The sequence below is a fragment of the Ktedonobacter racemifer DSM 44963 genome, from assembly GCF_000178855.1.
GTDB lineage: Bacteria > Chloroflexota > Ktedonobacteria > Ktedonobacterales > Ktedonobacteraceae > Ktedonobacter > Ktedonobacter racemifer.
Genome location: NZ_ADVG01000001.1, coordinates 3,189,696 through 3,215,739, shown reverse-complemented (window position 1 = coordinate 3,215,739; position 26,044 = coordinate 3,189,696). Strand labels below are relative to the sequence as shown.

Here is a 26,044-nt window from a genome sequence, read left to right as displayed (position 1 = left end):
AGCGATGAATGATCGTATGCGCATAGGTGAATTGACGGAACGAGCCGGGGTAACGCCGCGCACCGTTCGCTATTACGAGGGTATTGGACTGCTCCCTCCAGGTGAGCGTGAAGGCCACGGCCAGCACTACTACACCGAGGAGACGCTTGCCCGCCTGCAGAAAATTGACCAGTTAAAGACGCTTGGACTCAGCCTGGATGAAATACGTGACGTCATCGATCTGTATTTCACTGACCCCAGTGGAGTACAACCAAAACAGAAAATCCTTGCCATGCTGCGCCAACATCTCTCTGAGGCGGATCAGAGGATAGGTGCGTTACAGCAATTTCGCGCTGATTTACAGGCCAATATCGAACGCTTCGAGCGCTGGTTTGAGGAAAGAGAACATCACTAGAATCTTTTTTTTGTTCAAAACATGACGTTAACGTCATGTTTTGGGCGTTAACTCATTCAGAAGGAGTAATACAAATGAGTGAAATGATCGGATTTATTGGACTCGGCCACCTGGGTCTGCCAATGGCGACCAATCTTCTCAACACTGGCTATGCGCTCCGCGTATACAACCGCACGGCGAGCAAAGCGGACGCGCTGGTTGCCCAGGGAGCGCATCTGGCGAGCCGACCCGCTGACGCAGTGACGAGCGGGGGGATTGTTGCAACTATTGTGTGGGATGATGCGGCACTGGAAAGCGTCGTCATGAGCGATGGTTTTTTAGAGCGCCTGGGACCAGGCGGGATTCACCTTTCGATGAGCACGGTATTGCCGGAAACATCAAAGAAGCTTGCGGCACTCCATGCACAACATGACTGTATCTATATCGATGCAACCGTCTTTGGCAGGCCCGAGGCAGCCGTCGCCCGGAATCTCTGGATTCCCTTTGCAGGTCCACAGCAAGCCAAAGAACGTGTCCGGCCTCTCTTGAAGGCCATGGGGGGACAGGGTATCTTCGATTTTGGCGAAGAGGTTGGCGCGGCAAGCATTGTCAAACTCGTTGGAAACTTCCTGATTGTTTCAGCAGGATACTCTATGCGTGAAGCACTCTCGATGGCCCAGAACAACGGAGTCGATCCAAAAGCAGTGGTCGATATGTTGACAAGCACATTATTCTCCGCTCCCATATACCAGAACTATGGTAAGAGGATTGCCGAGGGAACTGCGCCTTTCAGTCAGAGTGCGATACCGCTGAAGGACGTCAGCCTCTTCAAAACGACCGCACAACAGGTAGAGTTGCCTACACCTATAGCAAGTCTTTTGGATACTCTCTTGAGGAGCGCAGAAGGAAGAGCGTAAACTCTTCCTTCTGCCAGTTCCGCTTACAATCCGTCAATGCTTGAAGCAGGGTTCGTGAGGGCGGCTTGACTCGATGCACTGCTGTTATCTTCGCTCGATGCCTAAGCCGCTTTTAACGGCCGAGAGATCATACATGCCACCGTGTTGCTCGTAGCCGCCTGTGAAGGGATCTTTAGCTAAGGGCATGGGAGTGTCAAGGTCGATGAACGAGACCCGCCAAGCCGGGCAGCTAGGTGGGCGCTCATAGCAACGGCCAGGCGGGACTCAACCATAGCTCCAATCATGAGACTGGTATGCGTGGCTCGACACAACGCCGCGATATCGAGCGCTTCTACAATCCCCGCTTTCATCAGCTTGACGTTGATCAAATATGGTATATGTGCTTGAATCTCATATATGCCAAAAGGCAAATACCCTTCAGGATATCTGTCTTTTGTTGATTTGCTTATTGCTGCGTCCTTCTTAGAGGGCGCGACGTCCACCCATGACTGCACGCAGAATGGCGATCAGGGCACAAGCACCAACTCAGGTCTTCCTTGAGGAAAGATGGGGAAAGCTGCAAGACGAAGGCTGCGGCAGATGAGACAAAGACGCGAGCAAAGCAAAACGTCCCCTCATCAGCAATGAAACTGGTGAGGGGACACATACGAACTACAGAAGAAAAGAGCGGGTCCTAATGATGTGGTGTTGGTGTCACTGTTGGTTTGCCCGTGGTCCCGCTACTCCCATGATCGGTTCCGTTATTGCTTCCGTTGCCACTATTGCTATTCCCAGGGGTCGCTTGCGGTGTCGGCGTATTCGCTTTCACGCAGGCGGAAATGGGAACGTTCGCGCACGTTTTTAGTGTTGTTGCAATATATGTGCTGAGGGTCTCGTCGCTGAGTTTCGCGTTCGCGGTGTTTTTATCCTGCCCAGCCAGGGATTGAGCATAAGTGAGCAGATCCTCAATTTCGCCATATCCAAGCGCATGCGTGAGCCCTTTGTAGGTTCCCGTATGCAGCGAACAGATCAGTTGAATGGTGGCGCTCTTGCTATCCGTGCTCAGTGAAAACTTCTTGGCCAGATTCTGGGCTTCCGGAAGTCCTGGACAGTCATTTTTATGATCGCCTGACTGGTTGTTCGTTGTACTTGTCTCGCTCTTGCCATTCTGATCTTTGCCAGATTGTGCAGCGTGCGTCGGGGTCTGGGCTGGAGCGGTGATAGATTTTGTGATATTCTGTCCCATTGGAGTTGCTGCGAAAGCGGCTGTCCCGCCACCAACAACCACAGCGCCCAGCAGGGCTGTCACAACAAGTTTGCCTTTGAGGGCTGCTACAATGGTGCTACCAATACTCATATGTCATACCTTCCTTTTGTCTCAAAAATATGTTCAATCAGCTGCAGGTGGGGAAGACAAGCGACATGGTAGGAGAGATGTTCCCCTCCACCTCTCCTACCATGCGCTCATCGAGAACACGTGCTGAGCAAGATAAGGCCTTTTCTGGTGCCTGCTAGACCCCCTCCTGCACTTGCGTTGTTCAGTTAGAGAGTGGTCTTTTTTTTGTTTTGGTTACGGCCTCCATCCGAAATAGTTCTTTTGGGGAAATATTTGGAAACAACCAGGTGCAGATCCTAGACGAGTTCTGCCTACTCGGAAGGGAGTTGCAGACATTTCTCCCCCTCCCATAACCACGAAGGGCAAAAAGACAACTAGGAAGAGTGTAAGGAAGCAGCATTATTTAGAAGGGAAGAGACGCGTATGGTTTCCTGGCCATGGTCATCGGAAATGGTGACTTCGGCGCATGAGGAGCAGAACATGGTATTTGATCGTCTCCTCAGTTCTGCCAGGCAAGGCGAAGGGGAGGCACTTGGAGCGCTGTATCGTCACTTTCTTCCAGGAATATTTGGGTATATCGCCGCCCGTGTTCCTGACCGTTTTGTGGCGGAGGACCTGACGTCCGAGGTCTTTTTAAAAATGGTGGAGGGGATTCACCAGGTCAAAGCTAGAGAAGAAGCTGGTGTTGCGGCCTGGCTTCTGGGCATAGCCCGCAACACCATCGCTGGCTATTATCGTGGGCAGGAAAAACAGCCTCCACTTCTCTCATTGACACCAGTGTACGAGATGAGCGAACAGCATACCTATGACGGCCATGCCTATGCTTTGCCAACACACCATCCTGAAGATGATCCTGTCCATGTCTTTGAGACACGCGATGAATGGCAGCGTGTCGTGCAAGCCATGGAGAAGCTGACTGAGGAACAACGACAGGTGCTCATTGGCCGCTTAATTCTGGGATATGATGTCGCGACGGTCGCTAAAATGATTGGGAAAAAGGCCAATGCCGTGAAAGCACTGCAATTTCGTGCATTACAGAGTTTGCAGCGCTTCCTTCATCCACCCACACCAGATAAGAAGCAAACGGAAGGAGCCAAAGCATCCCGGCGTCGCAAGGTGTCCAAACAGGAGAAACGATCATGAAAACACAAGCAGACTATTTCAATCAACGCCTGGAGCAACAATGGGCAAGAGGGCGCCGTTTCGAGAAAGCTGAACAGGTAACTCCTTCTGGCCCTGGCAATAAAAAGGATGAGATCGAAGAACTGATCAATGTGGCGCAGTATGTGCGCACTCACCCGGCGCTCCAGGCCGATCCTGAGTTTGCGCAACGCTTAGAAATGCGCGTTCGTGCGCACGCCTCTGCCATCCAGCACAAGCGAACCGCTGCTCCCTGGTGGCGGCTACACGCTCTACGACCATGGAGTATGCAACTGGCGCTCGCTGCTGTTGTGCTGTTTTGTCTCGTATTAGGTACAGGGGTTGCGATGGCGGCCCAGGGAGCAACGCCCAATACTCCGCTCTATGCCGTGAAAAGCTGGGTGCAACAGATGCAGATAACCTTCACGGCTTCCCCAAAAGACCAGGCCGAACTTCGTCTGCAAATCGTGCGTGATCACCTTTCCAGCCTGAAGTCAGTGACGACTACCACACAGGAAGATGCCTATACCCGTGAGCTGACAACCCTGGAGCAGCTGCTTGCCACGGCCTCTCAATCCATTCACGCCGTTCCAGCTGGTAAAGACCATGATCGTCTTTCCCAGGAATTCGCCGCATTGCAACAAGATGCGCGCCAGACCCTACACACGCTGTTGCCTTCCCTGAAGATGTCGGAGCAAGTGGCAACCACGGTAGCACTAGAACAGTTGGGCGAGCAAGTCACGCATCTGCAAGCTGTGACGATCATCGTTTCTTTGCCGCCTCATGCCCAGGTAACGCTTCTCCTGACTGGAGAACACTTTCAGCCAGGGGCGCAGCTCTGGCTGAATAATCAACACGTAAGCGCCACAGGGACGCTGCAACATGGGACCTATGTGTTTCTCGTCGATTGGAACAGCAAGCAACCAATCAAGACGGTGAGCTTACTTAATCCCGACGCAACTGTGGTTCAGACAACAACAATTACGGTCTCTACTGCGTCAAACAGTGGCTCCAATGGAAATTCGAACGGACAGGGAACAGGGAAAAATGGTTCTGGCACGACTGGCAATGGAGACAATACGCATCCCCATGGCCCTGGCGATACGAATACTGGTGGGGGAAAACCCAGTGTGACACCAACTCCTCATCACTAGTGCATTCTGACGAAAGGTCATAGGAAATGTGGTATCATAGAGGGCATGAAAGCCCCCATTTTTATTCGACCACTGACCAAAGACGAACACAGCCAGATCCAGGCGGGGTTGCGTTCGTCCAATGCCTTCGTGTTGCGACGCAGCCAAATATTGCTCGCGTCTGCCCGTGGGGAGCGCGCCCCCGCTATCGCCAAGTATCTGGGCTGCGACGACCAGACCGTTCGCAATGCGATCAAAGGCTTCAATATAGCTGGACTCACCGTGCTCAAAGAGGGGTCTTCGCGTCCCCATCGACTCCGAACGACCTTCACCATCGAAGCGGCCGAGCGGTTGAAAGCGCTCTTGCACCGCAGTCCCCACGACTTTGGACTCGACCGTGGCCTGTGGACCTTGGAACTGGCGGCCAAGATCAGTTTCGAGCAGGGCATTATCCCCCACAAAACGTCGGTGGCGAGCGTGCGCCGAGCGCTCCAAAGCTTAGGGACCAATTGGAAGCGTGCCAAACACTGGATTACCAGCCCCGACCCCCAGTACCAGCAAAAAAAAACGCACGCGATCGGCTGATGGCCTGGGCGAGCACCCAACCAGGCTGGGTCATCGGGTTTGTGGACGAGGTGTGGTGGAGCAGGTTCGCTCTTCCTCGTCTGTCCGCCTGGCAAGGGAAAGATCAACCCGTGCGCTTGGTGGAACAGACGTGGCAAAAAGATGATCCTGATCCCAAAGCTCTCGCCTGTTATGGAGTATTGTGGCAACAGGGACCGATCGATGATCCGATTCGCAAACAGATGTCGCTGCGCTTCGTGACCGGACGCCCCGTCAGCGCCATCACCACCCAATTTCTGGAGTGGTGTTGCACTCGACTGCAAGCTCAAAACAAGACTTCTTGGCTGCTGATCTGGGATAATGCCTCCTTTCACGTGAGCAAGATGGTGCGGACCTGGATCAGAGAGCACAACAGCCTGGTCAAAGCCGAGGGCAAGGGCGTGCGTATTCTGCCTTTGTTTCTGCCCACGAAAAGCCCTTGGCTCAATCCCATTGAGCCCAAATGGGTCCATGCCAAACGCAATGTAGTCGAACATGATGGGCTGCTTACCGCCAAACAGCTTGCCGCACGAGTCTGTGCCTACTTTGGATGTTCCTATGAGCCACATCTTGTTCTTTCCGAAAAGGTTTCGTAATTATGCACTAGTGGGTCAGTTGCCAAGTCTTGTCCGGTTAAGCCGCCCTGCGGTAATAGTGGACCGAGCGAATGCGTCGAGGAATACCGTGAATAGCGGTAGCCCCAGAACCTCCCACCCGATGCCGCCGTGCATAAGCTCGATCCCGGCGGGCATGCCGCTTGCCACCCCAGATAAACGGCGTGGGATGACGATTCCAACCGATGACAGCATCAGTCAGCCACTGCTTCAGGATTTCGACATCATAGGTATGATAGCCTTGCAGCGCTCGCCGTTTGATGATCCGTTGCACCGACTCCGCCATGTTGAGCCAGGAGCCCGCGTTGGGTGTGGAAAGTAAGAGAATGCCATGCTCAGCACACCATTGCACCAGACTGTGGCTTTTGTGCCCGGCCAGGTTGTCCCAGATCAACAGGATTCTGACAGGAGGGAAAAAGCGATCCAGCTGGTCGGTGGCGGGATAGATATCCCAATCTTGCCAACGCCGACCAATGGGCACTGTTTCAGGAGCAGGAGGACAGTGTTTCAGAATGGAGGTGAGTTCTCGCTGCAGCCAGGGATGCAGAATGGCATTGGTACTTTGTTGGACTGCTTCGGCGCGTAGTTCTCCTGTGGCGGGCCGCGCACAAGGTGAGCAACTTCGCGGTTTCTCCTCGGAGATATTGATGGGCCTGGCGTGCCGGCCGATGTTCGATCTGCCAGGAACTGCCGGGCTGCGGGATGGTCTGATACGGACCAGCCTCGTCTTCGCACCATACCTGGAGCCCAAGCCGTTCGCCGATCAAATAGGCCCGCTCAATTACTGCTGTTTTTTCCTGCGTATATTCATCATAGCTTTCTTCGACACGACCATCCTTTTTACGTAGGGTTTTGCCTGTCTCGCACCAGGTACGACTCTTTTGCCAGCTGTAACCAGCCCCATGGAGCGTGTAGAGAATGGTAAAGGTGCTCACCTGCGGCAATCCGCCGGGGGCTTCGCGCAAGGCACACCGTAACGTCGTGAGTGACCATGTCGCTGTCCCATCTTCCTTACGCACAGGACTGCGTTGGAGTTCTTGGAGAATGCGTGCTCGTTCGCTCGGGCCATACCTGCGTGGATGCCCGCTGCGAGGAAGGTCATCGAGAGCGGCTAGACCTCGTTCATGAAAGCGGCGAATCAGCCGGGTGACGGTTTTCTGGGCTTTCCAGCCTGCTGCTTCAGCGGCATCTGTCAGGGGTTTTCCCGCTGCAACAGCCAGCAGGGCAATGGCTCGTTGATGGCGGTTCAGGCGTTCGCTGGGAGCATGGCTAATACGGGTGAGTTCGCGGTGTTCGGCGTCCGTGAGAGGGCGAAGGCGTTGAGAAATGGGGTGGGACATACCGGGAATTCTTGAAGAGTCCTTTCATGGGTCAGAGATTTTTATTTTCCTTTTGAGTATGTCACAACCGGACAAGACTTGGCAAGTGACCCACTAGGAGGGATGGAATGACACCATCCAGTGGATCACAGACCACAGAGAGGATACATGAACGGTTGAGAGAAAGGCACACATCAGGAAGAAGATATGGAGAATGTAATGGTATCACAGAGAAAGCCGACGTCAACGAGATTCTTGCTCATTGTGGGAGGGAGAGAAGCAACATGGAAGGGGCTCCAAAAAGCGATAAAGCAAGAAGCGAGGTATCTCACGCTCGTTGCACAGACAGGTGAAGAGGCCATTCATTTTGCTCGTAATATTCAGCCATCGCTTGTTCTGATCCCGTATCATCTTCCCAACTTGAATGGGATGGAACTCTATCGTCGTCTCAAAACAATAGCTCCAGAGAAGGTCTTACCCGCTATTATGATCATGAAAGAGGGCGAAAAGATGCATCATGAGCATCTTTCTGATCTTCATTTGCTCGAAGAACCGTATTCTTTAGACACGCTGTTCCAACTCTTGAAACATCTCTCAAAGGGGTAAAACGGATTTTTGCCTCTGAAGACGTGCATATGGAAGCGCCCAGCAACCATACACAGGTGTGTTCTCAAACCGAAGCGGGGAAGAGCTACGTATCAGTAGCTCTTCCCCGCTTTGAGCATGTGGGTGCTCATTCCTCCTTTTTGTGAGACAAACAGGAGCGCTAGTGGCTCAAAGCACTCAAGAAGGTTTTCGTCGGTGTTCCAAGGCCCGTGACGTCATCATAACCTGGGGTCGTCTGCAAGCTGAGCGTCTGGTTCATCGTTCGCAAGGCATACGCTGTACCAGCGCTTGGGTCGACGCTGTTGACATAGTTGGCTCGTACGACTGCTACGGGAGATACCGGGCTCACGATATCAGTGAAGGACGAGGTCCCTGCCAGGCTGTACAAGAGCGGGTTTACAAACCCATGAGGGCGACCAGCGGCCTGGTCAGCCAGGGCCATAATGCCAGCCATGATGGGCGATGAGAGGCTCGTTCCGCCAATACGATATTCAGCATATTTGACAGATCCATCAGGGAATGTCTGTGTCTCACCTACTAGATAGCCTGTGTTGGGATCACCAATGGCGGCAATATCGGGTACCGCTCGGCCAGTGCGCCCCTGGGTGTTAAACACCGAAGAGGGGACAACACCTTGCTGATACGAGGGCTCGGAGAACAGCGTGCTGACACCACCGCCCGATCCGTAAATCCAGTTACCAGGAGGTGTAGGAGACCAGGTTGCGCCTGTCCACGAGGAAGTGGTGCTTCCCCAACCCGTTTCAAAGAGATAGTTGTTGTTGGCACCGACTGCCAGGCTGGTACCACCGACGGCGGTGACATATGGACTTGAGGCAGGCCAGTCCGTGGTCCTGTACCCTTCCGTGAGTGACTCATCACTGTTATCACCAGACGAGAAGTAGATGCCAATTCCCTCGGCAACTCCCTGGAGAATGGTGTCTTCAAAGGGTTTGATATATCCAGGAGGCAGCAGTTCGGTGTTAAAGCCATAGGAGTTTGTGACAATCGAAGCCAATCGCCGATCGACCACATAATTGAGTGCTGCGTCGAGATCCTGGAAACTATTGGGCGCGCCAACGTAAACGATATTGGCCGCAGGTGCCATGCCGTGGACAGCCTCGGCGTCCAACGTTTCTTCGCCGTACCACCCTTGCGGATCTTGCTTGAGCCCAGCCTCGGGGTGGTGATAGGTGCCAGGGGCCACCACCTGCGAGAACTGGCCTGACTTCATGGTTGGTAGCCCACGATTCGTTGACCACTGGTTGACGTCCTGGAGAATGGTCGGGGCGGCAAACGCATCGATGATTGCCACCGTCTGACCACTGCCATCATAGCCAGAGATCCCATAGGCGCCCTTGACCTGGTCGGGGGTATAACCACATGGCGCGTAGGGAAGGGAACCCTTGCCATATGGATTGGTAAATCCAACTGCCTGTTTCTCATTCCAGTATGTCGAGCAGGGCTGGGCCGACACGAACGCGGGTGGAGGGGGCGCATTCCCATCAACGGCATGGTTGGTGTGGACAAATTGGGCGCTGTCATCAAGCCCCAGCACACCAGTCACCACATCGGCAATGGAACTCGGGATTGAGATATTCGAGGAGGGTGAGCGTACGGTCAGCCCCTGAACGTTGTACATGCCAAAGTTGACGCTAAACGCGGCCTCTGCCTGAGCCACAGTGCCTTCAGCCGAGACATACCGGTTGTTCGTAGGGGCATACACAACGTTAAAGCCCTGATTGCGTAACCAGGACTGAACCGCATTCACCTGGGACTGCGATGGCGCGAACTGCTGACGGAATTGGGCGGGAGTAAGGTACTGCCCGTACGATGAACTGTGTGGATCGGAGACCCCCTGAGCAAGTGCCTCAACGCCGGACGGATTGTTCCAGCCAAGATAGAGGCGGAAACCAACGGCGTCGTTTGGATTAGCGGCTTTCGCATAATTCTTTGCGTTTGCCCACGAGGGGATACTCCCAGCGAGGAGTGTGCGCCCTGATGACGCTGCTCGGACCGAGGGTCCGAAATTGCCGAGCAATGCAAAGCAAGCAAGAGCGAGCGCAGCGGCAATTGTGAAAAGACCTCTTCTGGTTCTCACGTCTTTCCTCCTGTCTATAGAAGACAGTTCTAAGCTTCCTGCACAAAAAGATCGTTGAACATTCTCTGTGATTGGCCCCTTCATCCGGTTTTATGAATCGACCAATATCTATACAAAGACCGAAACGATGGATTGAATCTTTAGTAACATGTAAACGCAAAAACCGCCCTTTCCTCAGATATACCTTACTTGATGTAAACACATGTGCGGTCGCTCTCAAAGGGAAAAAGCGACCACCCATGTCAGCCCATAGGTTGAGTTGGCTCCTCAATGGGAGGAAGGGCAAGTGAAGGGAGAAGCACTTTCACCTCTCGGTGTTTTTTGGTCTTCCCATCCACAAAAAATCCATGAAATTCGCTCTCCTGAAGTCTCAGAAGAGCGGATTTCATGGTGACTTCGATTAGAAGGGAGTGATGCCATACCCATAAGGGAATAAGGCACCCGTGCAACCATTATTCTGATTACAGGGTTCTTGCGTCACCGCATTCGGCCAGGTATAGGTCAGCTTGCCCTGAAAACCATAATCGCCAAACAGGACATCGGTGATCCCTTCGCCTTCCGTTGAGCCAATCCACGAGGCAACGAATGCCGAGGATTGGTTCAACTGGGTGTTAATGATCATCGGACGCCCCGAGAACAATAACACGACACACCTCGTGACCCGACTACACACGTCGGAAACCGCCGTTGCATCGCTGTTGCTGAGTGCCAGAGTATTCGTATCACCATTGCCCTCGGCATACGGTGTTTCCCCAACAGCGACGATCCCGACATCCCCTTTGTAATTGCCCTTCGTGCGCGTCCCAACGAAGTTGAGTTTCACTGAAGATGAGAGTCCTGCTTGCTGGATGGCCTGCCAGAGCGTTGTTCCAACGGTGGTGGTCCCACTTCCCCCTTGCCAGGAGATCGACCACCCACCCAACTGGTAGCCCAGATTATCCGCGTGACTGCCTCCAACTACCAGGGTATAGCTCCCAGTCTTCGATAAGGGGAGTACACCGTTATTCTTCAATAACACTTGCGATTCTCGCTCCGCCTGCCGCGCTACGGCACGATGTGCCGCCGATCCCACATTCGGCGTATAGCTGCGATTCGTGGAGGGTTGCGTAAACAAGCCTGCCGCGAACTTCTCGGTCAAGATACGAGTGACCGCATCATCAATGCGGGACATCGGAATGTTCCCTGCCTTGATTTCGGTATCAAGAGTGCTGATGAAGGTTTTGTACTTGTCCGGGACCATCACCATATCGATGCCAGCATTAATCGCAGTGCGCACATCGTAGTTATAGTCCGAAGAAATCTGGTCGATCGCCTGCCAATCTGACACCACGAAGCCCTGGAACCCTAAATTGGGGGTGCCGTAGCTGTCTGTTCCCGTCCCTTTCAGCTTGGTTGTGATCAGATACTGGTTGGCGTGGTCTTTGAGTCCATTCCAGCTACTGTAGGAGATCATTACCGAACCGACTTTGTTTGAGACCGCCGACTGATAGGGCGGCAGATCAATGGCATCCAACTGCTGCTCGGAAATCTGCGCATCACCCTCGTTGAGGTACGGTGACCCGGTCCCCCAGGCGGTGTGACCATCGCCGATAAAGTGTTTTGCCGTCGCCAGGATATTGGTCGGTCCCAACGTACCATTCGACCCCTGGAATCCCACAATGGCAGCGGAACCATCAGTCGCATTATCAGAAGGATTCTCGCTATAGCCCTCGTAGGTGCGTCCCCAGCGAATATCCTGTGGCGTACACACACACGGAGCAAACGTCCACCGGACACCAGTCCCTAACACCTCGTCACGGGTCACCTGCTCTACCTGGGTGATCAGAGCAGGATCATGCATCGCTCCCAACCCGATGTTATGTGGAAAGAGCGTCGCGCCATAGACATTGTTGTGTCCATGGACCGCATCAGCGCCATAAATGAGCGGAATGCCCAAGCGGGTCTGAAGGGCGTAGTTCTGGAAATTGTCCACCATATCTGCCCACTGTGTGGCGGTGCCACCTGCACCATTAGGACCACCACCACCGCCACTTAACACCGACCCGATAAAATAGGTCGTAATATCCGTTATTGAGTTACCAGCCATGGTGAAGGCATTTTTCTCTACCTGGGTCATCTGCCCCTCTTTTTCAGGCAGGGTCATTTTCGAGACACAGTCACTGGGCGAAATACACCCAGAGGACAGAGGGGTGAGCAGCGAGGCTGTTCGAGCATTTGCAGCAGAGGCTGGCACTACCAATTGCCATATCAGCAGTATCACAATCACAGGGAGAGCTGTCGTGGCGAAGCGCCTCGGGCGGCAATGCCCAAGTAACTTCAGAGAGAAGGATGTACGCGGTCGCATAAACCTCTCCTTTTCCTTGATCGCTAATCAAAACGTGACGACGGTGTACCGTTGAGTGAATGCGATTCGACGCTTACGATTGTTTCTCCCACGTTTCTGCAAGAACAGATACTCTGGGAAGAGGATGACAGAGAATAACGCTATGCTGTTCTCCTCAGTCACACCCATTTTCCCAGACCCATTCCCTTACCCTTGCCGAAGCGGAGGCATGGGAATCGGCATAGCATAAGTTTGACCATCCACACCTTCACACGTATTCGGAGGGGGTGAACAGGAGCCACGTGATGAAGGGCATAAGGCACAGGCAGCGTGAAGTGCGAGGTGGCTTCCTGCCAAAGATGTGCACAAATCCTCTCTGTGCATTTATAGAGCACATATTACAAACATGTAGCTGTTGCTGCTATATATTTGCTGGCACTTGATGCTCTTAGCTAAGAGTATACGAATAAATAGACAGATGTCAATCCTTTGTTCAGCGATTGTTACTGTATATATCTCTTGCGGTTCGATTGTACAATTCTCTACCACGATATGGTTCTTTCGTTCATTCTTCCATCTCTTCCAGTCTGAAAACACATGCCTGGAAGCTAATTTGACAGTTCTGTGGGTGATTCAGCCTTTTTGACGGAGCGAGACAACGTGGAGGAACCTCAGCGGCAGGCGCGAGCCCTCTCTACCGCACTGGCTGGTATGTGAGAATGGTCACCCCCCCTCCAAGCGCGGTGGTGTCGACGAGATCGAGGTTCACTCGCTCCGCGCCATCCTTGAGGAAGCTCCTCCCCTTCGCGAGCAGGATTGGGTGAACCAAGATGCGATACTCGTCAATGAGGTTGTGTTCCAACAGGCTGTGCATGAGGCCGTGGCAGCCATACAGGACCAGGTCCTGACCGGGCTGTTGCTTGAGCTTGGCGACGCCCTCTGCGACATCGCCTTCGATCAGATGGGAGTTCTCCCAGGACAGCGCCTTGAGCGTGGTTGACGCGACGTACTTGACCATGCTGTTGAGCTTGTTGATGTAGGGGAGCTCGCCTTTGAGCGATGGCCAAAGGGTGGCGAAAATCTCGTACGTGTTGCGGCCCAGGAGCAGACCATCGCTGTTCATCAGCAGGTCGCTGTGATACTTGGCCGCCCTGTCGTCGTTGTATGCAACCGCCCACTCCTGGATCTCGTCCACTCTCCCATCCAGCGTCATATAGGTCGAAACGATCACTTTTCTCATCTTTGTCTCCTTCGGTGTGGTCTTTGACTCTTAGCTCGTTCAAAGCTGGTGACTCATCGGCTGGTCAGCCCACGCGGCGACGAGATCGAGCTCATCCTCGTCGAGGACGTCATCGTCCCTCGGTCTCACGTGCCGGGACGGGGCGAGCGCCGGCTGGTTCCATGCCTGTTTGCCGATAGACACTCACTAAACTGTCGGAGAGAGCAAAACTGTGCGGTCTGATGGGGGATAATTTCTGTGTGATGTGACGGGTGATACGCACGACTTTGGAGCGCTCGGACGAGTGGCAAAGAGCCTGCACCGTGTTGTAGAATGAGCGTGCTCGGCACAAAAGTATCGCACCAGTGGCCTGGTTACATTGATGAGCCAGTTCAGGGCGAGAAGTTGAGCGGAACATATCCCCCATCAGACCGCACAGTTTTGCTCTCTCCGACAGTTTAATGAGTAGCTATCCGACTGGGGACGCTCCGAGGATAGTGCGCACGCGAAGAGGGTAACATACTCGAATGGAGCAGGTCGAAAAAGATGGGAACACATCCAATGGCCCGGACAAGTGCGAGAGTTCCAACAAACAGGACTCTCCAAGAAAACATGGCGACGAGGAGAGGCAGTGTGGCAGAGAAACACAGGAGGACTGATCACGTTCACGGGGCTTTGATCACAGATGGTGCTGTCCATGGCCAATCTGAGAGGAGCCTCTTGATCGAACCCTATCGCCGTGAATTGCTCCTGCACTGCTATCGTCTCCTGGGGTCATTGCACGACGCCGAGGATGCCGTGCAAGACACGATGCTGCGAGCCTGGAGGCACTTTGACACCTTCACCGAGAAGGGGCCGGGATCGTTGCGGAACTGGCTGTACACGATTGCCACCAACACCAGCCTGGATCTCCTCAAGAAGCGCTCGCCGCGCACGCTGCCGACCGTCGCCTCTGCTGCCTGGGATCCGTCGATGCCGGTCGCACCCAGGAGCGCCGAGACGCTCTGGCTTGAGCCTTTCCCTGACAGTTGGCTGGCCGAGGCGACGGAGAACCCAGAAGCGCGCTACACCAGGCACGAGAGCGTTTCCCTGGCCTTCCTCACCGTCCTCCAGGTCCTCCCTCCTCGCCAGCGGGCCATTTTGCTCCTCTCGGATGTGCTCTCCTTTCGTGCAGGTGAGATTGCGCACTTGCTTAAAATCTCCGTCTCAGCGGTGAATAGCGCCCTGCACCGCGCCAGGGTCACGCTGGAAAAAACCTATCAACGCGAGCAGCCTGAGAGGGTGCAGTTCGGCCACACGAATGCCGAAATCTCCGCCTTCCTCACCCGCTATCTCCAAGCGTGGGAGACCGATGATGTGGATGGGCTCATGGCGTTATTGAAAGAAGATGCGACCCTCTCTATGCCACCAGTTCCTTCGTGGTATCAGGGACGAGACGCTCTGCGCCGCGTGCTCTCTGCGTTTATATGTCCCCCTGGCGTCCATAGGAAGTGGCGTCTCTCTCCAACGCGTGCCAATGGACAACCAGCATGTGTGGTGTATCGAGCTGATGAAGCAACACGGCCCTATCGGGCGTTTGCCCTTCAAGTGCTCACGCTCGATGGTTCGCGGCATCCTATGCAAGTCGCCTCCTTGACGACTTTTCTTGGCCCAGAGCTTGTCACCTCCTTGGGGTTCCCACTTCACCTCCCCCAATAAAGGCCCCATCCCGCGCTTGTCCCTCATTGATTTTCCAAGGACAGCCCTCTCGATCCTTCTCTCTCATTACTTGACCGGCTCTCTAGGCGTTGCTCACGCTTTGAACATGACCTGCTTTCGTGGAGAACGTGAGGACACATTCTCCCCTTGCTTTTCGTTGTCTCTCGCGTAGCAGATCAATTCTCATCATCGTTTTGGCAAAGAAAGCAGGGATGCTGCTGAGCAGATGCTCTCATACGTGAGACGTTCATTGCTCGAAGCCACTGCTGTTATCGTCGCTCAATGCCCAAGCCACTTTTGACGGTCGAGAGATCATATGTGCCACCATGTTGCTCATAGCCACCGGTGAAGGGGTCTTCGGCTAAGAGCATGGGAGTGTCCAGATCGACGAGCGAGAACCCGCCAAGGCCAGCAGCCAGATGTGCGCTCATGGCAATGGCCAGGCGAGACTCGATCATGGCTCCGATCATGAGGCTGGTATGCGTGGCTCGACACAGCGCCGCAATATCGAGCGCCTCCACAATCCCCGCTTTCATCAGCTTCACGTTGATGGTGTTGGCAGCTCCCATCTTGAGCAAGCGCGCCACGGAGGCAGCATTTGTGGCGCTTTCGTCGGCAGCGACTGGAACGGTAGTATGTTCGGTGACGTAGCGAAGCCCTTCGTAATCGTCTTTGTGCACGGGTTGCTCCATCAACACGGGGCGGATATCGCGGTTATCTAACGCTTCCAGGCACAGCAGTGCTTGAGTGGCGGTGTAGCCTTGGTTGGCGTCGAGGGTCAGGATGCTGTTGGGAGCGGCGCTACGTATGGCTTCGACGCGGTCGACATCCTCGCGTAAATCACCGCCAACCTTAACCTTGATATTGTTGATCCCACGAGCCACCGTGTCTTTGGCTAGATCATAGGCACGTTCAGGGGTGACCATGGGAATGCTCATGTCGGTCACGACGCTGGAGCTGGCCCCGCCAAGGAAAATATAGAGGGGGATGCCGTAGGATCGGGTGAGCGCGTCGAGTAGGGCCATCTCCATTCCGGCGCAGACTGTGCTTTGGGCATAGTAGACGCTATGAATCAGGTGGGAGAGGACGCGCCAGTTGGCAGCATCTTGCCCTTTCAGGAGATTGATGCAGCCGCGAGCTGCAGCCAGGGCCGTCTCCTGAGACTCGCCAGTACTGGGAGGGAAGGGCGCGCATTCGCCATAGCCGGTGCTCCCGTCCTGCAAGGTGATGGTGATAAGGACATTGCGTGCGGCGTTCACGCTCCCAGTTGCGATAGCGAAGGGTTCGAGAAGGGGAATAGTTAAAGGTTCAACGGTCACAGAGGTAATGGTGGTACGAGCCATGTGGGCTGCTGCCTTTCTGCTTGTCATTAATCAATGTACCCTGGTGTGTGGGACGCTCGCCAGAGCATAGCAAGAAATATACTTTTTAGTACGTTGGGAATGGCTTAAATATGCTTGTATTGTATAACATCAGGCAGTCTCTCTAATAGCCACCAGGAGCCAGGGGAGCGGGTTACTGATAGTTTATGTGAAGATAAGCGCTTCAGCCATCAGGCTGAAGCGCTTATCTTCACATAAACTATCAGTAACCCCTACAAACCGAAGCTGGTGCGGTTGCGCTGGCGGTCGGCGTGGCGCTCAAGGGCAAGCTCGACCAGGCGGTCAATCAGCTCGGGGTAGGGGATGCCGCTGGCCTCCCAGAGCATAGGGTACATGCTGACCTGGGTGAAGCCGGGAAGTGTGTTGACCTCGTTGATGTAGACCTTGTTGGTCTCTTTCTCCAGGAAGAAGTCGATGCGCGAGAGGCCACTGAGGTCGAGCGAGGTGAAGGCGATGAGGGCCTGGCGGCGCATCTCTTGCGAGAGCTCCTGCGAGATTTCGGCAGGGGTGATGACCTGAGACTTGCCGTCGACATACTTGGCTTTATAGTCATAGAACTCGTTGCTGGGAACGATCTCGCCCATGACAGAGACGATAGGCTCGTCATTGCCCAGGACGGCGCACTCAAACTCGCGACAGTTGATGTTGCGCTCAATGATGACCTTGCGGTCGTACTCGGCGGCGACATTGATGGCGTGTACCAGTTCGGCGCGGTCGTGCGCCTTGTTGATGCCCACGCTTGAACCCAGGTTGACGGGCTTGACGAAGCAGGGATAGTTCAACTGCTCCTCAATGGCGTTGAGGATGCTCTCGGGATCCCGCTCCCACTGATTGCGCCGGTAGACGAGATACTCCCCAACTGGCAGTCCTGCGCGCTCGAAGATCATCTTCATCTTCTCTTTATCCATGCCCAGAGCCGATCCCAGGACGCCGCAGCCGACGTAGGGGACGTCCGCCATGTCTAGCATGCCCTGCAAGGCGCCATCCTCGCCTGTGGTGCCATGCATGACGGGGAAGATCACGTCGATGGCTCCCTGATTCTCTAGTTGCTCCTGGCTACCATTGACCGGGATGAGACGGCGCAGGTTGGGGTCGCCGGTAAAGGTAACGGCGGTGCTCTGCTCCAGTTCGGCCTCAGCCTGGGTGCTTTTCTCGGCCTCGATCATGCGTGTTGGTTCGACTCCCAGCAGCCACTTGCCCGTTTTGTTGATGGCGATGGGAACGACCTCGTACTTATCGGAATTGATGTTTGCGATGACCGATTTGGCGGAGTTGAGGGAGACCTCGTGCTCGCCGGAGCGGCCACCGTAGATCAGGCCAATGCGGATTTTCTTTGCGCCTGGCTCATTATGCTGTGTCACGGGTGTGATCCTTTCGTGTGTTGCGCTGGAAATAGATGTATTTTACTCTGAGAGCTGTTTGATCAGGGTGTCCATGCCGAGGCCGAGGGAGGCCTTGATGAGCACGAGATCATCGCCGCGTACCTGTTCCTTGAGGAGGTCGGCGGCGGCGCGCTTAGAGGCCTCAACCTCGGCGCTGTTCTCCAGGTCGGCGCTGTAGAAATAGGCGTGATCCTGGGGCAGGCCTGCCTCGATGGCTCCTTCAATGAAGAAGCGCGCCTGCTCACCTATGGCGACGATGTAGTCGACCAGGGAGGCCAGGGCGGCGCCACAGGTGCGGTGCTCCTCGCGTGCATACTGTCCTAATTCCAGGATATCACCCAGCACCGCCCAGCGTTTGCCGTGGGGCGCGAGCGTTGATCCATGCATGGCCTGGGCGATGGCGAGGATGGACTGGCGATTGGCGTTATAGGAGTCGTCAATCAGGGTGCTGCCATTGGGGCCGGGCTTGATCTCGCCACGGCGTTTGGCTGGTTTGAGGTCTTCGAGCGCCTGCCGAATAACATCTAGAGGGAGGCCAGCGGCGCAGCCTACCGCTGCTGCGGCCAGGGCAATCGCGATGCCATGCTCACCAGGAATATGCAGTTGAACGGGAACCTCCTGGTCCTGGTAGCTTAGCACAAAGCTGCGCCCAAAGAGCTGGTCGCCGCCAGGCTTGCTGGCGCGAACGTCGGCGCCTTCTCCCTGACCATAGTAGATCACGCGGGCGCTGGTTTTTGTGTTCATGGCGCGTACATTGGGATCATCATAGTTCAGCAGGGCGATCCCATCGGGTGAGAGCACCTGGACCAGCTCACTTTTGGCGATAACGACCTGTTCCTGCGAGCCAAAATATCCTAGATGGGAGGCGCCCACATTGGTGATGACCGACCAGTCGGGGCAGGTGATACCACTGAGCATCTTTAGCTCGCCCACCCATTGCGCGCCCATCTCCAGGACTGCGTAACGATGCTGGGGCTCCAGGCGTAGTAGAGTAAGGGGATAGCCGATCTCCGTGTTATAGGAGGCTAGAGTCTTGAGTGTGGGCGCGTGGCGCTCCAGCACGGCAGCGATGGCCTCCTTGGTGCTGGTCTTGCCGTTGCTACCGGTGATACCGATATAGGTGGTTTCGGGCTGGCGGCGGGTGCGCGCGCGAGCCGTGGCATGTAGGGCCGCGACCACGTCGGGGACCACGATCTGGAGAAAGCCCTCGGGTACATCCTCGACAGGATGTGTGCAGAGGGCCGCGCTGGCCCCGGCCTGGGCCGCTTTATGAATAAAGGCGTGTCCGTCGACCTTGGCACCTTTAATGGCAATAAAGAGATCACCGGGCTTGACCTGGCGGCTATCGTGATGCGCCTCGGTAAAGGTCATAACCGGATCGGGTGTTGTTGTGCTCACAAGCTGCACTTGCGCCTGTGCGTCCTGAGATTGCTGTAGGATGTCGGCGAGGGTGAACATAGAGAAGAAAACCTCCACAGCCCTATGGTTTTGGTGCAATTATATCATGCTCAACTAGTACCTTTGCACCTGCGGTGCTCAGGGGTAAGTAAGTAGTAGGCTGTTTGGCAGGCCCCGCCTGCCAAACAGCCTACTACTTACTTACTCTAAAGAGGTGCAGAAATTGTGACAGTCCAATCAATTAGTATAATGTGGGATGAGGTGCCGCGCAGCTGCGCGGCACCTCATCCCACATTATACTAATTAAACATAAGCTACTTGACAATAATAAGTTAGTGTGATAAAACATAGTCAAGATATGTTGCTATTCGAAAGTAAGTGGCTTGACAAATGCAAGTTCTACATGCTAGAATGTAACTATCATAAAGAAAGTTGCTAACAAAAGCATATTTGCTTTTCAGGAGGTATATCTAATGGCCTGGGAAATCGATCCTACACACTCACACGTCAATTTCTCTGTAAAACACATGATGTTCAGCACCGTTCGCGGTAGCTTCAAAGTCTTCAGCGGCAAACTGCACATCGACGAGCAGAATCCTGCTGCTTCCTGGGTTGAGGCTCAGGCTGATACGGCCAGCGTCGATACCAGCGAGGGCAATCGCGACAATCACCTGCGCAGCGCTGACTTCTTTGACGCTGAGCAGTTTCCTGTCCTCTCCTTCAAGAGCACCAATGTTGAGCGTGCGGGCGACGGCTACAAAGTGACCGGCGACCTGACCATCCATGGTGTGACCAAGTCCGTTGTCTTTGATGCCGAGTATCTGGGCCAGGGCAAGAACCCCTGGGGCGCGACCGTGGCTGGCCTGAGCGCGACCACGAAGATCAACCGCCGCGACTTCGGTCTGACCTACAACGCCGCTCTGGAGACCGGTGGTGTGCTGGTCGGCGAGGATGTCAAGATCGAGATCGACCTGGAGACTCAGAACAAGGGCTAATTCCCTCCTGCGAAGCAGAAAATAAAAAAGAGGCAGCGTGTGTTCTCAAACTTGAGAACACACGCTGCCTCTTTTTTTATTTGGAAATCCCTTCTGCAAAAGGGGGCGTCGACATTGTACAATAGTAGCGACATCGGCCTATTTCAAGAGGCGGTCATCAATGTCAATGTAGACATTTCTGAGACTCCCTCCGATGAATCAGAGGGGTTCTTGATCTGCCTTAACGCTTCTGCCTGCTCGTGCGAAACAGACGGCTCTAGTCGAGGGTCACCAAGAATTGCGGGTAGACGTGCTCTGGCGACGGGGATACCCTCGCTTCGGAACAGAAGTTCGTCTTTCGCACGTTGGAAAAGAGCTTCAGTGCTACCCACGCGCAGCTCCGCACGTTCTCCTTCCCGAAGGAAGAAGCACTGAAGAGAAACCATTACATAAAGTATACTGGGGAGCGAACGTTTTTTCAAGGAACCATGGTTTTCCTATGAACATCGGGCTATTCATCCCCGACCTGGAAGGTACGGGGCTTTCTCGCCCACCTTTGTAAGGAGAGAGTGGTATGAAAGCGGTCATTATTACCAGGGCGGGCGGCCCTGAGGTATTAGAGGTACAGGAGATCGCCACCCCCGAACCAATTGGGGACCAGGTCCTGGTGCGTGTCAAGGCGGCAGGTCTCAATCGCGCGGACATCTCTCAGCGTATGGGACACTACCCGGCACCTCCAGGATATCCAACCATCATCCCCGGCCTGGAGTTCGCGGGCGAGGTGGCGGCGGTGGGTCCCATGGTGCGCCGCTGGCGTCCGGGGCAGCGCGTGATGGGGATTACAGGCGGCGGTGGACAGGCTGAATATTTGCTTATCCACGAGGGTCTGCTGGTAGAAATTCCCGAGAACCTGGACTTTATCCAGGCTGCGGCGATTCCTGAGGTATTCATCACTGCCCATGACGCCTTGTTTACCCAGGGTGACTTGAAGATGGGTGAGCGCCTGCTGGTACATGCCGCTGGTAGTGGTGTGGGTACGGCAGCGATCCAGCTTGCAAGCGCTATGGGCTGTACGGTGTATGGCACCTCGCGCACCGCCGATAAGCTTGAGCGCGCCAAAGAACTGGGCCTGGATGTCGGTCTCTCTACTGAGAACTTCGCGCAGGAAGTCAAGGATATGACGCATGGCGAGGGAGTGCATCTCGTGCTGGACTTCATTGGTGGCCCCTATATGGAGGGGAACCTGGAGGCGCTGGGTCTTTGGGGGCGCCTGGTCTTCCTGGCAACGCTGGGTGGGGCCGATGCCAACGTCAACCTGGGCAAGGTCATGGCTAAACGCCTGAGCATTCGTGGTTTTACCCTACGCTCACGCACCTTGGAAGAGAAACTGGCGGCCACGCGCCACTTCGCGGTCCAGGTTGTACCCTTGCTTGCCAGAGGTAGGGTCAGGCCGATTGTGGAAGAGGTCTTCCCCATTGAGCGCATCTCTGAGGCGCACAAGGTAATGCAGGCCAATCGCAACTTCGGCAAGCTAGTGTTGTCCCTAGGCTAAGCAAACGCATAAAACACAGAGGAGGGGAGCCAGGCCTGGCTCCCCTCCTCTGTGTTTTATGCGTTTTCGTATTGCTGGATAATGAGCAGGCTGGTGGCCCGGTCGCGAGTGGCGACCTGGGGGATTATCTGGCTACGGTTGATCTGCATACACAGGTCCAGGTCGGCTGCCAGGCCGGCGTTACGGACGGAGCGCGCTGAGTTACAGTAATCGAGCAGGCGTGGTGGTGCATAGGTCTCGTAGAGAGCGAGAGCCGCGTAGACACTATCGCCGAGAACAAGGTCGGGTTGTTGGGCGCAAAGCTCGCGCGCGAGATAGCCCGCGCATGTCGCGTCATCCAAAGGGAAGCTGCCGCCTTCGCCAGCGCATACAATATTGATCGCGCTATTATGTTGCCGGGCCAGGGCCAGGGCGTAGCCTGTGACAGCATGGGCATTATTGAAGGAGCCAGCAAGGCGAAAGCTGGTCTCGGGACAGGCGAAGAAGGCACGTGTACCGTTGGTCGTGGTCAGAATCAGCGTGCGCTCATCGAAGCGTTGGCGAAGAAATTGAACAGGTGAATTGCCGTAGTCAAAGTCAGGCAGGGGACGAGCGTGGCGCTCACCACAGAGCAGGCTTCCAGGGTGAATACGTGCGGCCTCCCTGGCCTGCTCCAGCGTATCGGCGATGAGTACCCTGCTTGCTCCCTGCTCCAGCATGACGTTGAGTGACGTGGTAGCGCGAATGACATCAATGACGATATAAACGTTGCTGGCTGAATGACTGACCGCGGGAACCTCCGCAGGGGTAAAGTAGATATGCAGCCTCAAAACTAATTCCTCCTGGCGAAATGAGAACAGGTCTCTCTATCCGCTGTGCTATGCGTGTATTTTTAAAGTGGCATGAATAATCTGGTCTGTGCTATTGTTTTTGTATAGAGAAAGTACTTTTATGCTTCAAGGTTGAAGCAATGGGTTATAGAGGGGTTGCACTATGCATATCAAGTTGTCACGATTGTTGTGGCGTGGTCTCATTCTGCGTTGTCCTATCTGTGGGAAGGGCAAATTGTTCCGCCGTCCTTTCAAAATGTATGATCAGTGCCCATACTGCGAGTTTCCCTATGAACGTGGGGAAGAGGGGTACTTTACCAGTTCTATGGCCATCAATCTTGTGCTCAGCGAGTTCATCGTTGTAGGCTTTACCGTGCCCCTATCGGCCATGCGGACTGTGTCTCTGGCTCTAATCTGGGCCATTGGTATTCCCATGACGGTCTTGCTACCATTCCTCTTCTTTCATCATAGCCGGAGTTTCTGGATGTCGATAGATCACTTCTTCAACCCGGTTTCACGTGAACACCTGGAGACACGCACACGTATCTTCGAGCTTTTAAATAAAGAATAAGGATGTAGCCAGGGGAGGTACGCCTCCCCTGGCTACATCCTTATTCTCTCTCTTTCTCTTCGACGGCCTTCTTGTGGCGGCGAAGGTGGCGCTTGGCGGCTTCGCGTTGTTCTTTGGCCAGGTCATCCTGGGGATTGAGGTGCAAAGCTTGCTCGGCGCAGGTCAGGGCCTCATCATAGTGCTTGAGGCTATTGAGGACATGCGCCTTTTCGCGTAGCGTCCAGGCGTCATTGGCATCTAGTTGCAGGGCCTGGTCGTAGGCCTGGAGGGCCTCCTCATAGCGCTTGAGCTCTTTGAGCGCGAAGCCCCTGCGTCCATGGGCGAAGGCGTTGTGTGGCTCCAGTTTAACGGCCTGGTCGGACTCATGTAATGCCTCCTCATAGCGCTTAAGCTCATTGAGCACAAAGGCTTTTTCGCGATAGAACCAGGCATTCTTAGGGTCAAGCGCCTGCGCCTGATTGTATGCTTGTAAGACCTCTTCATAGTGGCCGAGATTCTTGAGGGCGAAACCCTTCTGGACATATGCATACATATCGTGCGCATCGAACTGGATCGCCATATTTGCCGCCTCGACGGCCTCTGGATAACGTTTGAGAAGATTGAGGACGTGGGCCTTCTCGCGATAGGTCCAGCCATCGTGTGGATCAAGAGCCAGGGCCTGGTCATATGCTTGAAGCGCCTCGGCGTGGCGGCCAAGGTTTTTGAGGGCGAAGCCCCGACGGCCATAGGCGAACTCGCTTTTGGCATCCAACTCAAGCGAGTGATCGATGCATTTGAGTGCATCATCGTAATGTTTGAGTGTGTTGAGGACATGCCCCTTTTCGCGCAAGGTCCAGGCGTTATTGGCGTCGAGCTGGAGCGATTGATCGTAGGCTTGCAGGGCCTCCTGGTAGCGGCGCAGCTCTTTGAGTGTATAGCCGAGATAGGCATATATCCAGCCATTATTGGTATAACCGAGCTTAATGGCGTCATTGAGCGCTGTCAGGGCCTCCTCATAGCGCTCAAGGTGATACAGCGCGAAGCCCTTGCCACCATAGAGCCAGCCGTTGGCGGGATCAAAGTGCAAGGCTTGCTCAAAGTATGCCAGAGCCTCACTATAGCGCTCAATGTCATTGAGCTTGTGCGCTGTTTCGCCATAGAGCCTGGCCTTATCTGGATCGAGAATAAGCGTGGGTTGTTGCGAGACCGGCGTAATGGGCGGAAGGACAGGAACCGCCTCCGGCGAGGTCGTCTGAGCCTGGGGAGTGGGTACACTTCCTGTAGTCATGGCGGTTGGCAGGCGGCGTGTTTGTTTAGAGGTGCTTGCGGCCTGGGGCTGGTTTTGTGCGTCGCCTTGCGTCGTATGGGAATTATTTTCCGCATCGGCTGAGACGGTTGGCGTGTAGCCCTGGGCGGGTGTAGAGGCTGATGGCTGGTCTGCCAGGATTGTGGGCGCGATGGCTGGGCCGGTGGGAGACTCTACCATGAGGGTAGAAGCCAGAGGTGGTGGTTGTTGGCCTGTCGGATCTACCATAACGGTCGGGGTGAGTCCCTGTGGCTGGGCGGGCGTGGCATAGATTGTCTGCGTCGTATAGCCAGAGTTGAGTGCCAGGAGGAAGTCCGCCACCGAGAGGAAGCGTTGCTCGCGATCCTTGGCCAGGGTGCGCAGAATTGCCTGCTCTGTATAGGGTGGAATTGTCGAGTTGATCTGTGTGGGTGGGGTCGGTACCACCTTGGCATGCTGGAACCAGATGCTCTCGATACTGGTATCGGCGAATTGAAATGGCAGGCGCCCGGTGAGGAGTTCGTAGGCTATGCAGCCGAGGGCGTACTGATCGCTTTTGATACTGCTTAAGCCTTCAAACTGTTCAGGGGCCATGTAGGCTGGGGTACCACTGCGGTTGGCGAGTTGGGTACGCGTCGAGGTAAGAGTTACGGCGATGCCGAAATCGGCGAGCAGCGCCTCGCCCTGGTCGCCAAAGAGGATATTCTCTGGCTTGAGGTCGCGGTGCACCACCGATTGTTGATGCGCATAGTTCAGACCATCGCCGACCTGGTTAAGGATGCGCAGTGCGTCGGCGACGGGAAGAGGCGTCCCCTGCTGCTTGAGCAGGAGATCGCGTAAGGAGCCGCTTGCGGCATAGGCCGCGACGAAATAAGGTACACCTTCATCGAGTCCCGCGTCCTGCACAGGCAGGATATGCGCATGCTTCAGACGGCGTAACAGGCGTGCCTCATCAAAAAACTGCTGCTCAGAGGCCGGATCAGTCAGGTTGGTATGCAGAATTTTGAGGGCGACCACGGGTTCATCGGCGAAGATAACATGTTTGGCCTGGAAGACGCTGCCATATGAGCCGCGCTGTACCTCAGCCTGAACAAGGTAATTCCCAACTTGACGCCCGACGTAGCTCTCCGAATTCGCTTGCGTATTGCTCATAAAGACTTCTACTCCTGGTATATTGTATTGGCCAGTCTTGCTCAGGTGCGCGAGATGCTCAATATGTCCAGGTTTATTATAGAGAGAGACTACCTATCAGGCAAGAGGGATAAGCGAAGTAATTTTTGCGCCTCGTCCTTTATTTCAGATCGGAACGCGCTCTGCGAGCTTCTTCCTCACCGGGGTAAGGGGTGTGCTGGCC

General features: G+C 54.8%; 23 protein-coding genes. 11 read left to right on the top strand and 12 right to left on the bottom strand.

Going from position 1 to position 26,044, the window contains the following annotated elements; all coding sequences use genetic code 11:
• The first annotated feature begins 4 nt into the window (after positions 1 to 4).
• Together KRAC_RS13650 and KRAC_RS13645 are read left to right on the top strand one after the other, a co-directional pair.
• Positions 5 to 394: a MerR family transcriptional regulator gene (locus tag KRAC_RS13650; protein ID WP_007907860.1), complete on the top strand. Its 390-nt coding sequence runs from the start codon at positions 5 to 7 to the stop codon at positions 392 to 394.
• 74 nt (positions 395 to 468) lie between these two features.
• Complete coding sequence (locus KRAC_RS13645) at positions 469 to 1,290, top strand: NAD(P)-dependent oxidoreductase (RefSeq protein WP_007907858.1); 822 nt, start codon at positions 469 to 471, stop codon at positions 1,288 to 1,290.
• A 176-nt stretch (positions 1,291 to 1,466) separates the two neighbouring features.
• On the opposite strand, the gene KRAC_RS71190 is transcribed toward KRAC_RS13645, so the two are convergent.
• Together KRAC_RS71190 and KRAC_RS13635 are read right to left on the bottom strand one after the other, a co-directional pair.
• On the bottom strand, positions 1,467 to 1,700 hold the full coding sequence (locus tag KRAC_RS71190) for a hypothetical protein (RefSeq protein ID WP_211221273.1): 234 nt from the start codon (positions 1,698 to 1,700) through the stop codon (positions 1,467 to 1,469).
• A gap of 263 nt (positions 1,701 to 1,963) precedes the next feature.
• Positions 1,964 to 2,626: a hypothetical protein gene (locus KRAC_RS13635; protein WP_007907856.1), complete on the bottom strand. Its 663-nt coding sequence runs from the start codon at positions 2,624 to 2,626 to the stop codon at positions 1,964 to 1,966.
• Between the two features lie 459 nt (positions 2,627 to 3,085).
• On the opposite strand from KRAC_RS13635, the gene KRAC_RS13630 reads away from it, so the two are divergent.
• From KRAC_RS13630 to KRAC_RS13615, 4 genes are read left to right on the top strand one after another with little or no spacing between them, the layout of a single operon-like run.
• Entirely contained in the window at positions 3,086 to 3,748 is a 663-nt protein-coding gene (locus KRAC_RS13630; RefSeq protein ID WP_007907854.1) for an RNA polymerase sigma factor, read from the top strand.
• Positions 3,745 to 4,899 (top strand): DUF5667 domain-containing protein, encoded by a 1,155-nt coding sequence (locus KRAC_RS13625; protein WP_007907852.1) that lies wholly within the window; start codon positions 3,745 to 3,747, stop codon positions 4,897 to 4,899. The genes KRAC_RS13630 and KRAC_RS13625 overlap by 4 nt, the downstream gene beginning before the upstream one ends.
• Before the next feature lie 45 nt (positions 4,900 to 4,944).
• Positions 4,945 to 5,463, top strand: a complete 519-nt coding sequence (locus KRAC_RS13620; protein WP_007907850.1) for a helix-turn-helix domain-containing protein — start codon at positions 4,945 to 4,947, stop codon at positions 5,461 to 5,463.
• A complete protein-coding gene (locus tag KRAC_RS13615) occupies positions 5,463 to 6,077 on the top strand; it encodes a transposase (RefSeq protein ID WP_007907848.1) in 615 nt (204 codons plus the stop codon). The genes KRAC_RS13620 and KRAC_RS13615 overlap by 1 nt, the downstream gene beginning before the upstream one ends.
• Before the next feature lie 37 nt (positions 6,078 to 6,114).
• Here KRAC_RS13615 and KRAC_RS13610 read toward each other — a convergent pair whose 3' ends face one another.
• Together KRAC_RS13610 and KRAC_RS65850 are read right to left on the bottom strand one after the other, a co-directional pair.
• Complete coding sequence (locus KRAC_RS13610; protein ID WP_052568208.1) at positions 6,115 to 6,576, bottom strand: transposase; 462 nt, start codon at positions 6,574 to 6,576, stop codon at positions 6,115 to 6,117.
• A gap of 4 nt (positions 6,577 to 6,580) precedes the next feature.
• Entirely contained in the window at positions 6,581 to 7,435 is an 855-nt protein-coding gene (locus tag KRAC_RS65850) for a helix-turn-helix domain-containing protein (RefSeq protein WP_007921075.1), read from the bottom strand.
• 198 nt (positions 7,436 to 7,633) lie between these two features.
• On the opposite strand from KRAC_RS65850, the gene KRAC_RS13600 reads away from it, so the two are divergent.
• On the top strand, positions 7,634 to 8,020 hold the full coding sequence (locus KRAC_RS13600; protein ID WP_244422047.1) for a response regulator: 387 nt from the start codon (positions 7,634 to 7,636) through the stop codon (positions 8,018 to 8,020).
• 160 nt (positions 8,021 to 8,180) lie between these two features.
• On the opposite strand, the gene KRAC_RS13595 is transcribed toward KRAC_RS13600, so the two are convergent.
• The 3 genes from KRAC_RS13595 to KRAC_RS13585 all read right to left on the bottom strand — a co-directional run bounded on the left by KRAC_RS13595 (position 8,181) and on the right by KRAC_RS13585 (position 13,681).
• Positions 8,181 to 10,118 carry a S53 family peptidase gene (locus KRAC_RS13595; RefSeq protein WP_007907844.1) on the bottom strand — a complete coding sequence of 646 codons (1,938 nt, stop codon included), beginning with the start codon at positions 10,116 to 10,118 and terminating at the stop codon, positions 8,181 to 8,183.
• Positions 10,119 to 10,518: 400 nt separating this feature from the next.
• On the bottom strand, positions 10,519 to 12,462 hold the full coding sequence (locus tag KRAC_RS13590; RefSeq protein WP_007907842.1) for a glycoside hydrolase family 3 protein: 1,944 nt from the start codon (positions 12,460 to 12,462) through the stop codon (positions 10,519 to 10,521).
• Between the two features lie 673 nt (positions 12,463 to 13,135).
• Positions 13,136 to 13,681 (bottom strand): dihydrofolate reductase family protein, encoded by a 546-nt coding sequence (locus KRAC_RS13585; RefSeq protein ID WP_007907838.1) that lies wholly within the window; start codon positions 13,679 to 13,681, stop codon positions 13,136 to 13,138.
• Between the two features lie 612 nt (positions 13,682 to 14,293).
• Between KRAC_RS13585 and KRAC_RS13580 the strand changes: the two genes are divergently transcribed.
• Positions 14,294 to 15,358 (top strand): RNA polymerase subunit sigma-70, encoded by a 1,065-nt coding sequence (locus KRAC_RS13580; RefSeq protein WP_007907835.1) that lies wholly within the window; start codon positions 14,294 to 14,296, stop codon positions 15,356 to 15,358.
• Positions 15,359 to 15,627: 269 nt separating this feature from the next.
• Here KRAC_RS13580 and KRAC_RS13575 read toward each other — a convergent pair whose 3' ends face one another.
• From KRAC_RS13575 to KRAC_RS13565, 3 genes are all read right to left on the bottom strand, one after another.
• Positions 15,628 to 16,701, bottom strand: coding sequence for a dipeptide epimerase (locus KRAC_RS13575; RefSeq protein ID WP_007907833.1), 1,074 nt, complete (start codon positions 16,699 to 16,701; stop codon positions 15,628 to 15,630).
• A gap of 251 nt (positions 16,702 to 16,952) precedes the next feature.
• Positions 16,953 to 18,101, bottom strand: coding sequence for a D-alanine--D-alanine ligase (locus KRAC_RS13570; RefSeq protein WP_007907832.1), 1,149 nt, complete (start codon positions 18,099 to 18,101; stop codon positions 16,953 to 16,955).
• Between the two features lie 42 nt (positions 18,102 to 18,143).
• Positions 18,144 to 19,580, bottom strand: coding sequence for a UDP-N-acetylmuramoyl-tripeptide--D-alanyl-D-alanine ligase (locus KRAC_RS13565; RefSeq protein ID WP_007907830.1), 1,437 nt, complete (start codon positions 19,578 to 19,580; stop codon positions 18,144 to 18,146).
• A 413-nt stretch (positions 19,581 to 19,993) separates the two neighbouring features.
• On the opposite strand from KRAC_RS13565, the gene KRAC_RS13560 reads away from it, so the two are divergent.
• Both KRAC_RS13560 and KRAC_RS13555 read left to right on the top strand, forming a co-directional pair.
• On the top strand, positions 19,994 to 20,515 hold the full coding sequence (locus KRAC_RS13560) for a YceI family protein (RefSeq protein ID WP_007907827.1): 522 nt from the start codon (positions 19,994 to 19,996) through the stop codon (positions 20,513 to 20,515).
• A gap of 553 nt (positions 20,516 to 21,068) precedes the next feature.
• Positions 21,069 to 22,046, top strand: a complete 978-nt coding sequence (locus KRAC_RS13555; protein ID WP_007907825.1) for an NAD(P)H-quinone oxidoreductase — start codon at positions 21,069 to 21,071, stop codon at positions 22,044 to 22,046.
• A 56-nt stretch (positions 22,047 to 22,102) separates the two neighbouring features.
• On the opposite strand, the gene KRAC_RS13550 is transcribed toward KRAC_RS13555, so the two are convergent.
• Entirely contained in the window at positions 22,103 to 22,855 is a 753-nt protein-coding gene (locus KRAC_RS13550; RefSeq protein WP_007907823.1) for a 2-phosphosulfolactate phosphatase, read from the bottom strand.
• A gap of 163 nt (positions 22,856 to 23,018) precedes the next feature.
• On the opposite strand from KRAC_RS13550, the gene KRAC_RS13545 reads away from it, so the two are divergent.
• Positions 23,019 to 23,426 carry a DUF983 domain-containing protein gene (locus tag KRAC_RS13545; protein WP_007907821.1) on the top strand — a complete coding sequence of 136 codons (408 nt, stop codon included), beginning with the start codon at positions 23,019 to 23,021 and terminating at the stop codon, positions 23,424 to 23,426.
• A gap of 40 nt (positions 23,427 to 23,466) precedes the next feature.
• Here the strand turns inward: KRAC_RS13545 and KRAC_RS61500 are convergent, their stop codons facing one another.
• Entirely contained in the window at positions 23,467 to 25,842 is a 2,376-nt protein-coding gene (locus tag KRAC_RS61500; protein ID WP_007907819.1) for a protein kinase domain-containing protein, read from the bottom strand.
• Positions 25,843 to 26,044 lie beyond the last annotated feature (202 nt).

Excerpts from the sequence above, each read along its gene's own strand:
- KRAC_RS13650 (WP_007907860.1), top strand. The coding sequence starts at position 5 with ATGAATGATCGTATGCGCATAGGTGAATTGACGGAACGAGCCGGGGTA.
- KRAC_RS13645 (WP_007907858.1), top strand. The coding sequence starts at position 469 with ATGAGTGAAATGATCGGATTTATTGGACTCGGCCACCTGGGTCTGCCA.
- KRAC_RS13635 (WP_007907856.1), bottom strand. The coding sequence starts at position 2,626 with ATGAGTATTGGTAGCACCATTGTAGCAGCCCTCAAAGGCAAACTTGTT.
- KRAC_RS13630 (WP_007907854.1), top strand. The coding sequence starts at position 3,086 with ATGGTATTTGATCGTCTCCTCAGTTCTGCCAGGCAAGGCGAAGGGGAG.
- KRAC_RS13625 (WP_007907852.1), top strand. The coding sequence starts at position 3,745 with ATGAAAACACAAGCAGACTATTTCAATCAACGCCTGGAGCAACAATGG.
- KRAC_RS13620 (WP_007907850.1), top strand. The coding sequence starts at position 4,945 with ATGAAAGCCCCCATTTTTATTCGACCACTGACCAAAGACGAACACAGC.
- KRAC_RS13615 (WP_007907848.1), top strand. The coding sequence starts at position 5,463 with ATGGCCTGGGCGAGCACCCAACCAGGCTGGGTCATCGGGTTTGTGGAC.
- KRAC_RS65850 (WP_007921075.1), bottom strand. The coding sequence starts at position 7,435 with ATGTCCCACCCCATTTCTCAACGCCTTCGCCCTCTCACGGACGCCGAA.
- KRAC_RS13600 (WP_244422047.1), top strand. The coding sequence starts at position 7,634 with ATGGTATCACAGAGAAAGCCGACGTCAACGAGATTCTTGCTCATTGTG.
- KRAC_RS13590 (WP_007907842.1), bottom strand. The coding sequence starts at position 12,462 with ATGCGACCGCGTACATCCTTCTCTCTGAAGTTACTTGGGCATTGCCGC.
- KRAC_RS13585 (WP_007907838.1), bottom strand. The coding sequence starts at position 13,681 with ATGAGAAAAGTGATCGTTTCGACCTATATGACGCTGGATGGGAGAGTG.
- KRAC_RS13575 (WP_007907833.1), bottom strand. The coding sequence starts at position 16,701 with ATGGCTCGTACCACCATTACCTCTGTGACCGTTGAACCTTTAACTATT.
- KRAC_RS13565 (WP_007907830.1), bottom strand. The coding sequence starts at position 19,580 with ATGTTCACCCTCGCCGACATCCTACAGCAATCTCAGGACGCACAGGCG.
- KRAC_RS13560 (WP_007907827.1), top strand. The coding sequence starts at position 19,994 with ATGGCCTGGGAAATCGATCCTACACACTCACACGTCAATTTCTCTGTA.
- KRAC_RS13555 (WP_007907825.1), top strand. The coding sequence starts at position 21,069 with ATGAAAGCGGTCATTATTACCAGGGCGGGCGGCCCTGAGGTATTAGAG.
- KRAC_RS13545 (WP_007907821.1), top strand. The coding sequence starts at position 23,019 with ATGCATATCAAGTTGTCACGATTGTTGTGGCGTGGTCTCATTCTGCGT.
- KRAC_RS61500 (WP_007907819.1), bottom strand. The coding sequence starts at position 25,842 with ATGAGCAATACGCAAGCGAATTCGGAGAGCTACGTCGGGCGTCAAGTT.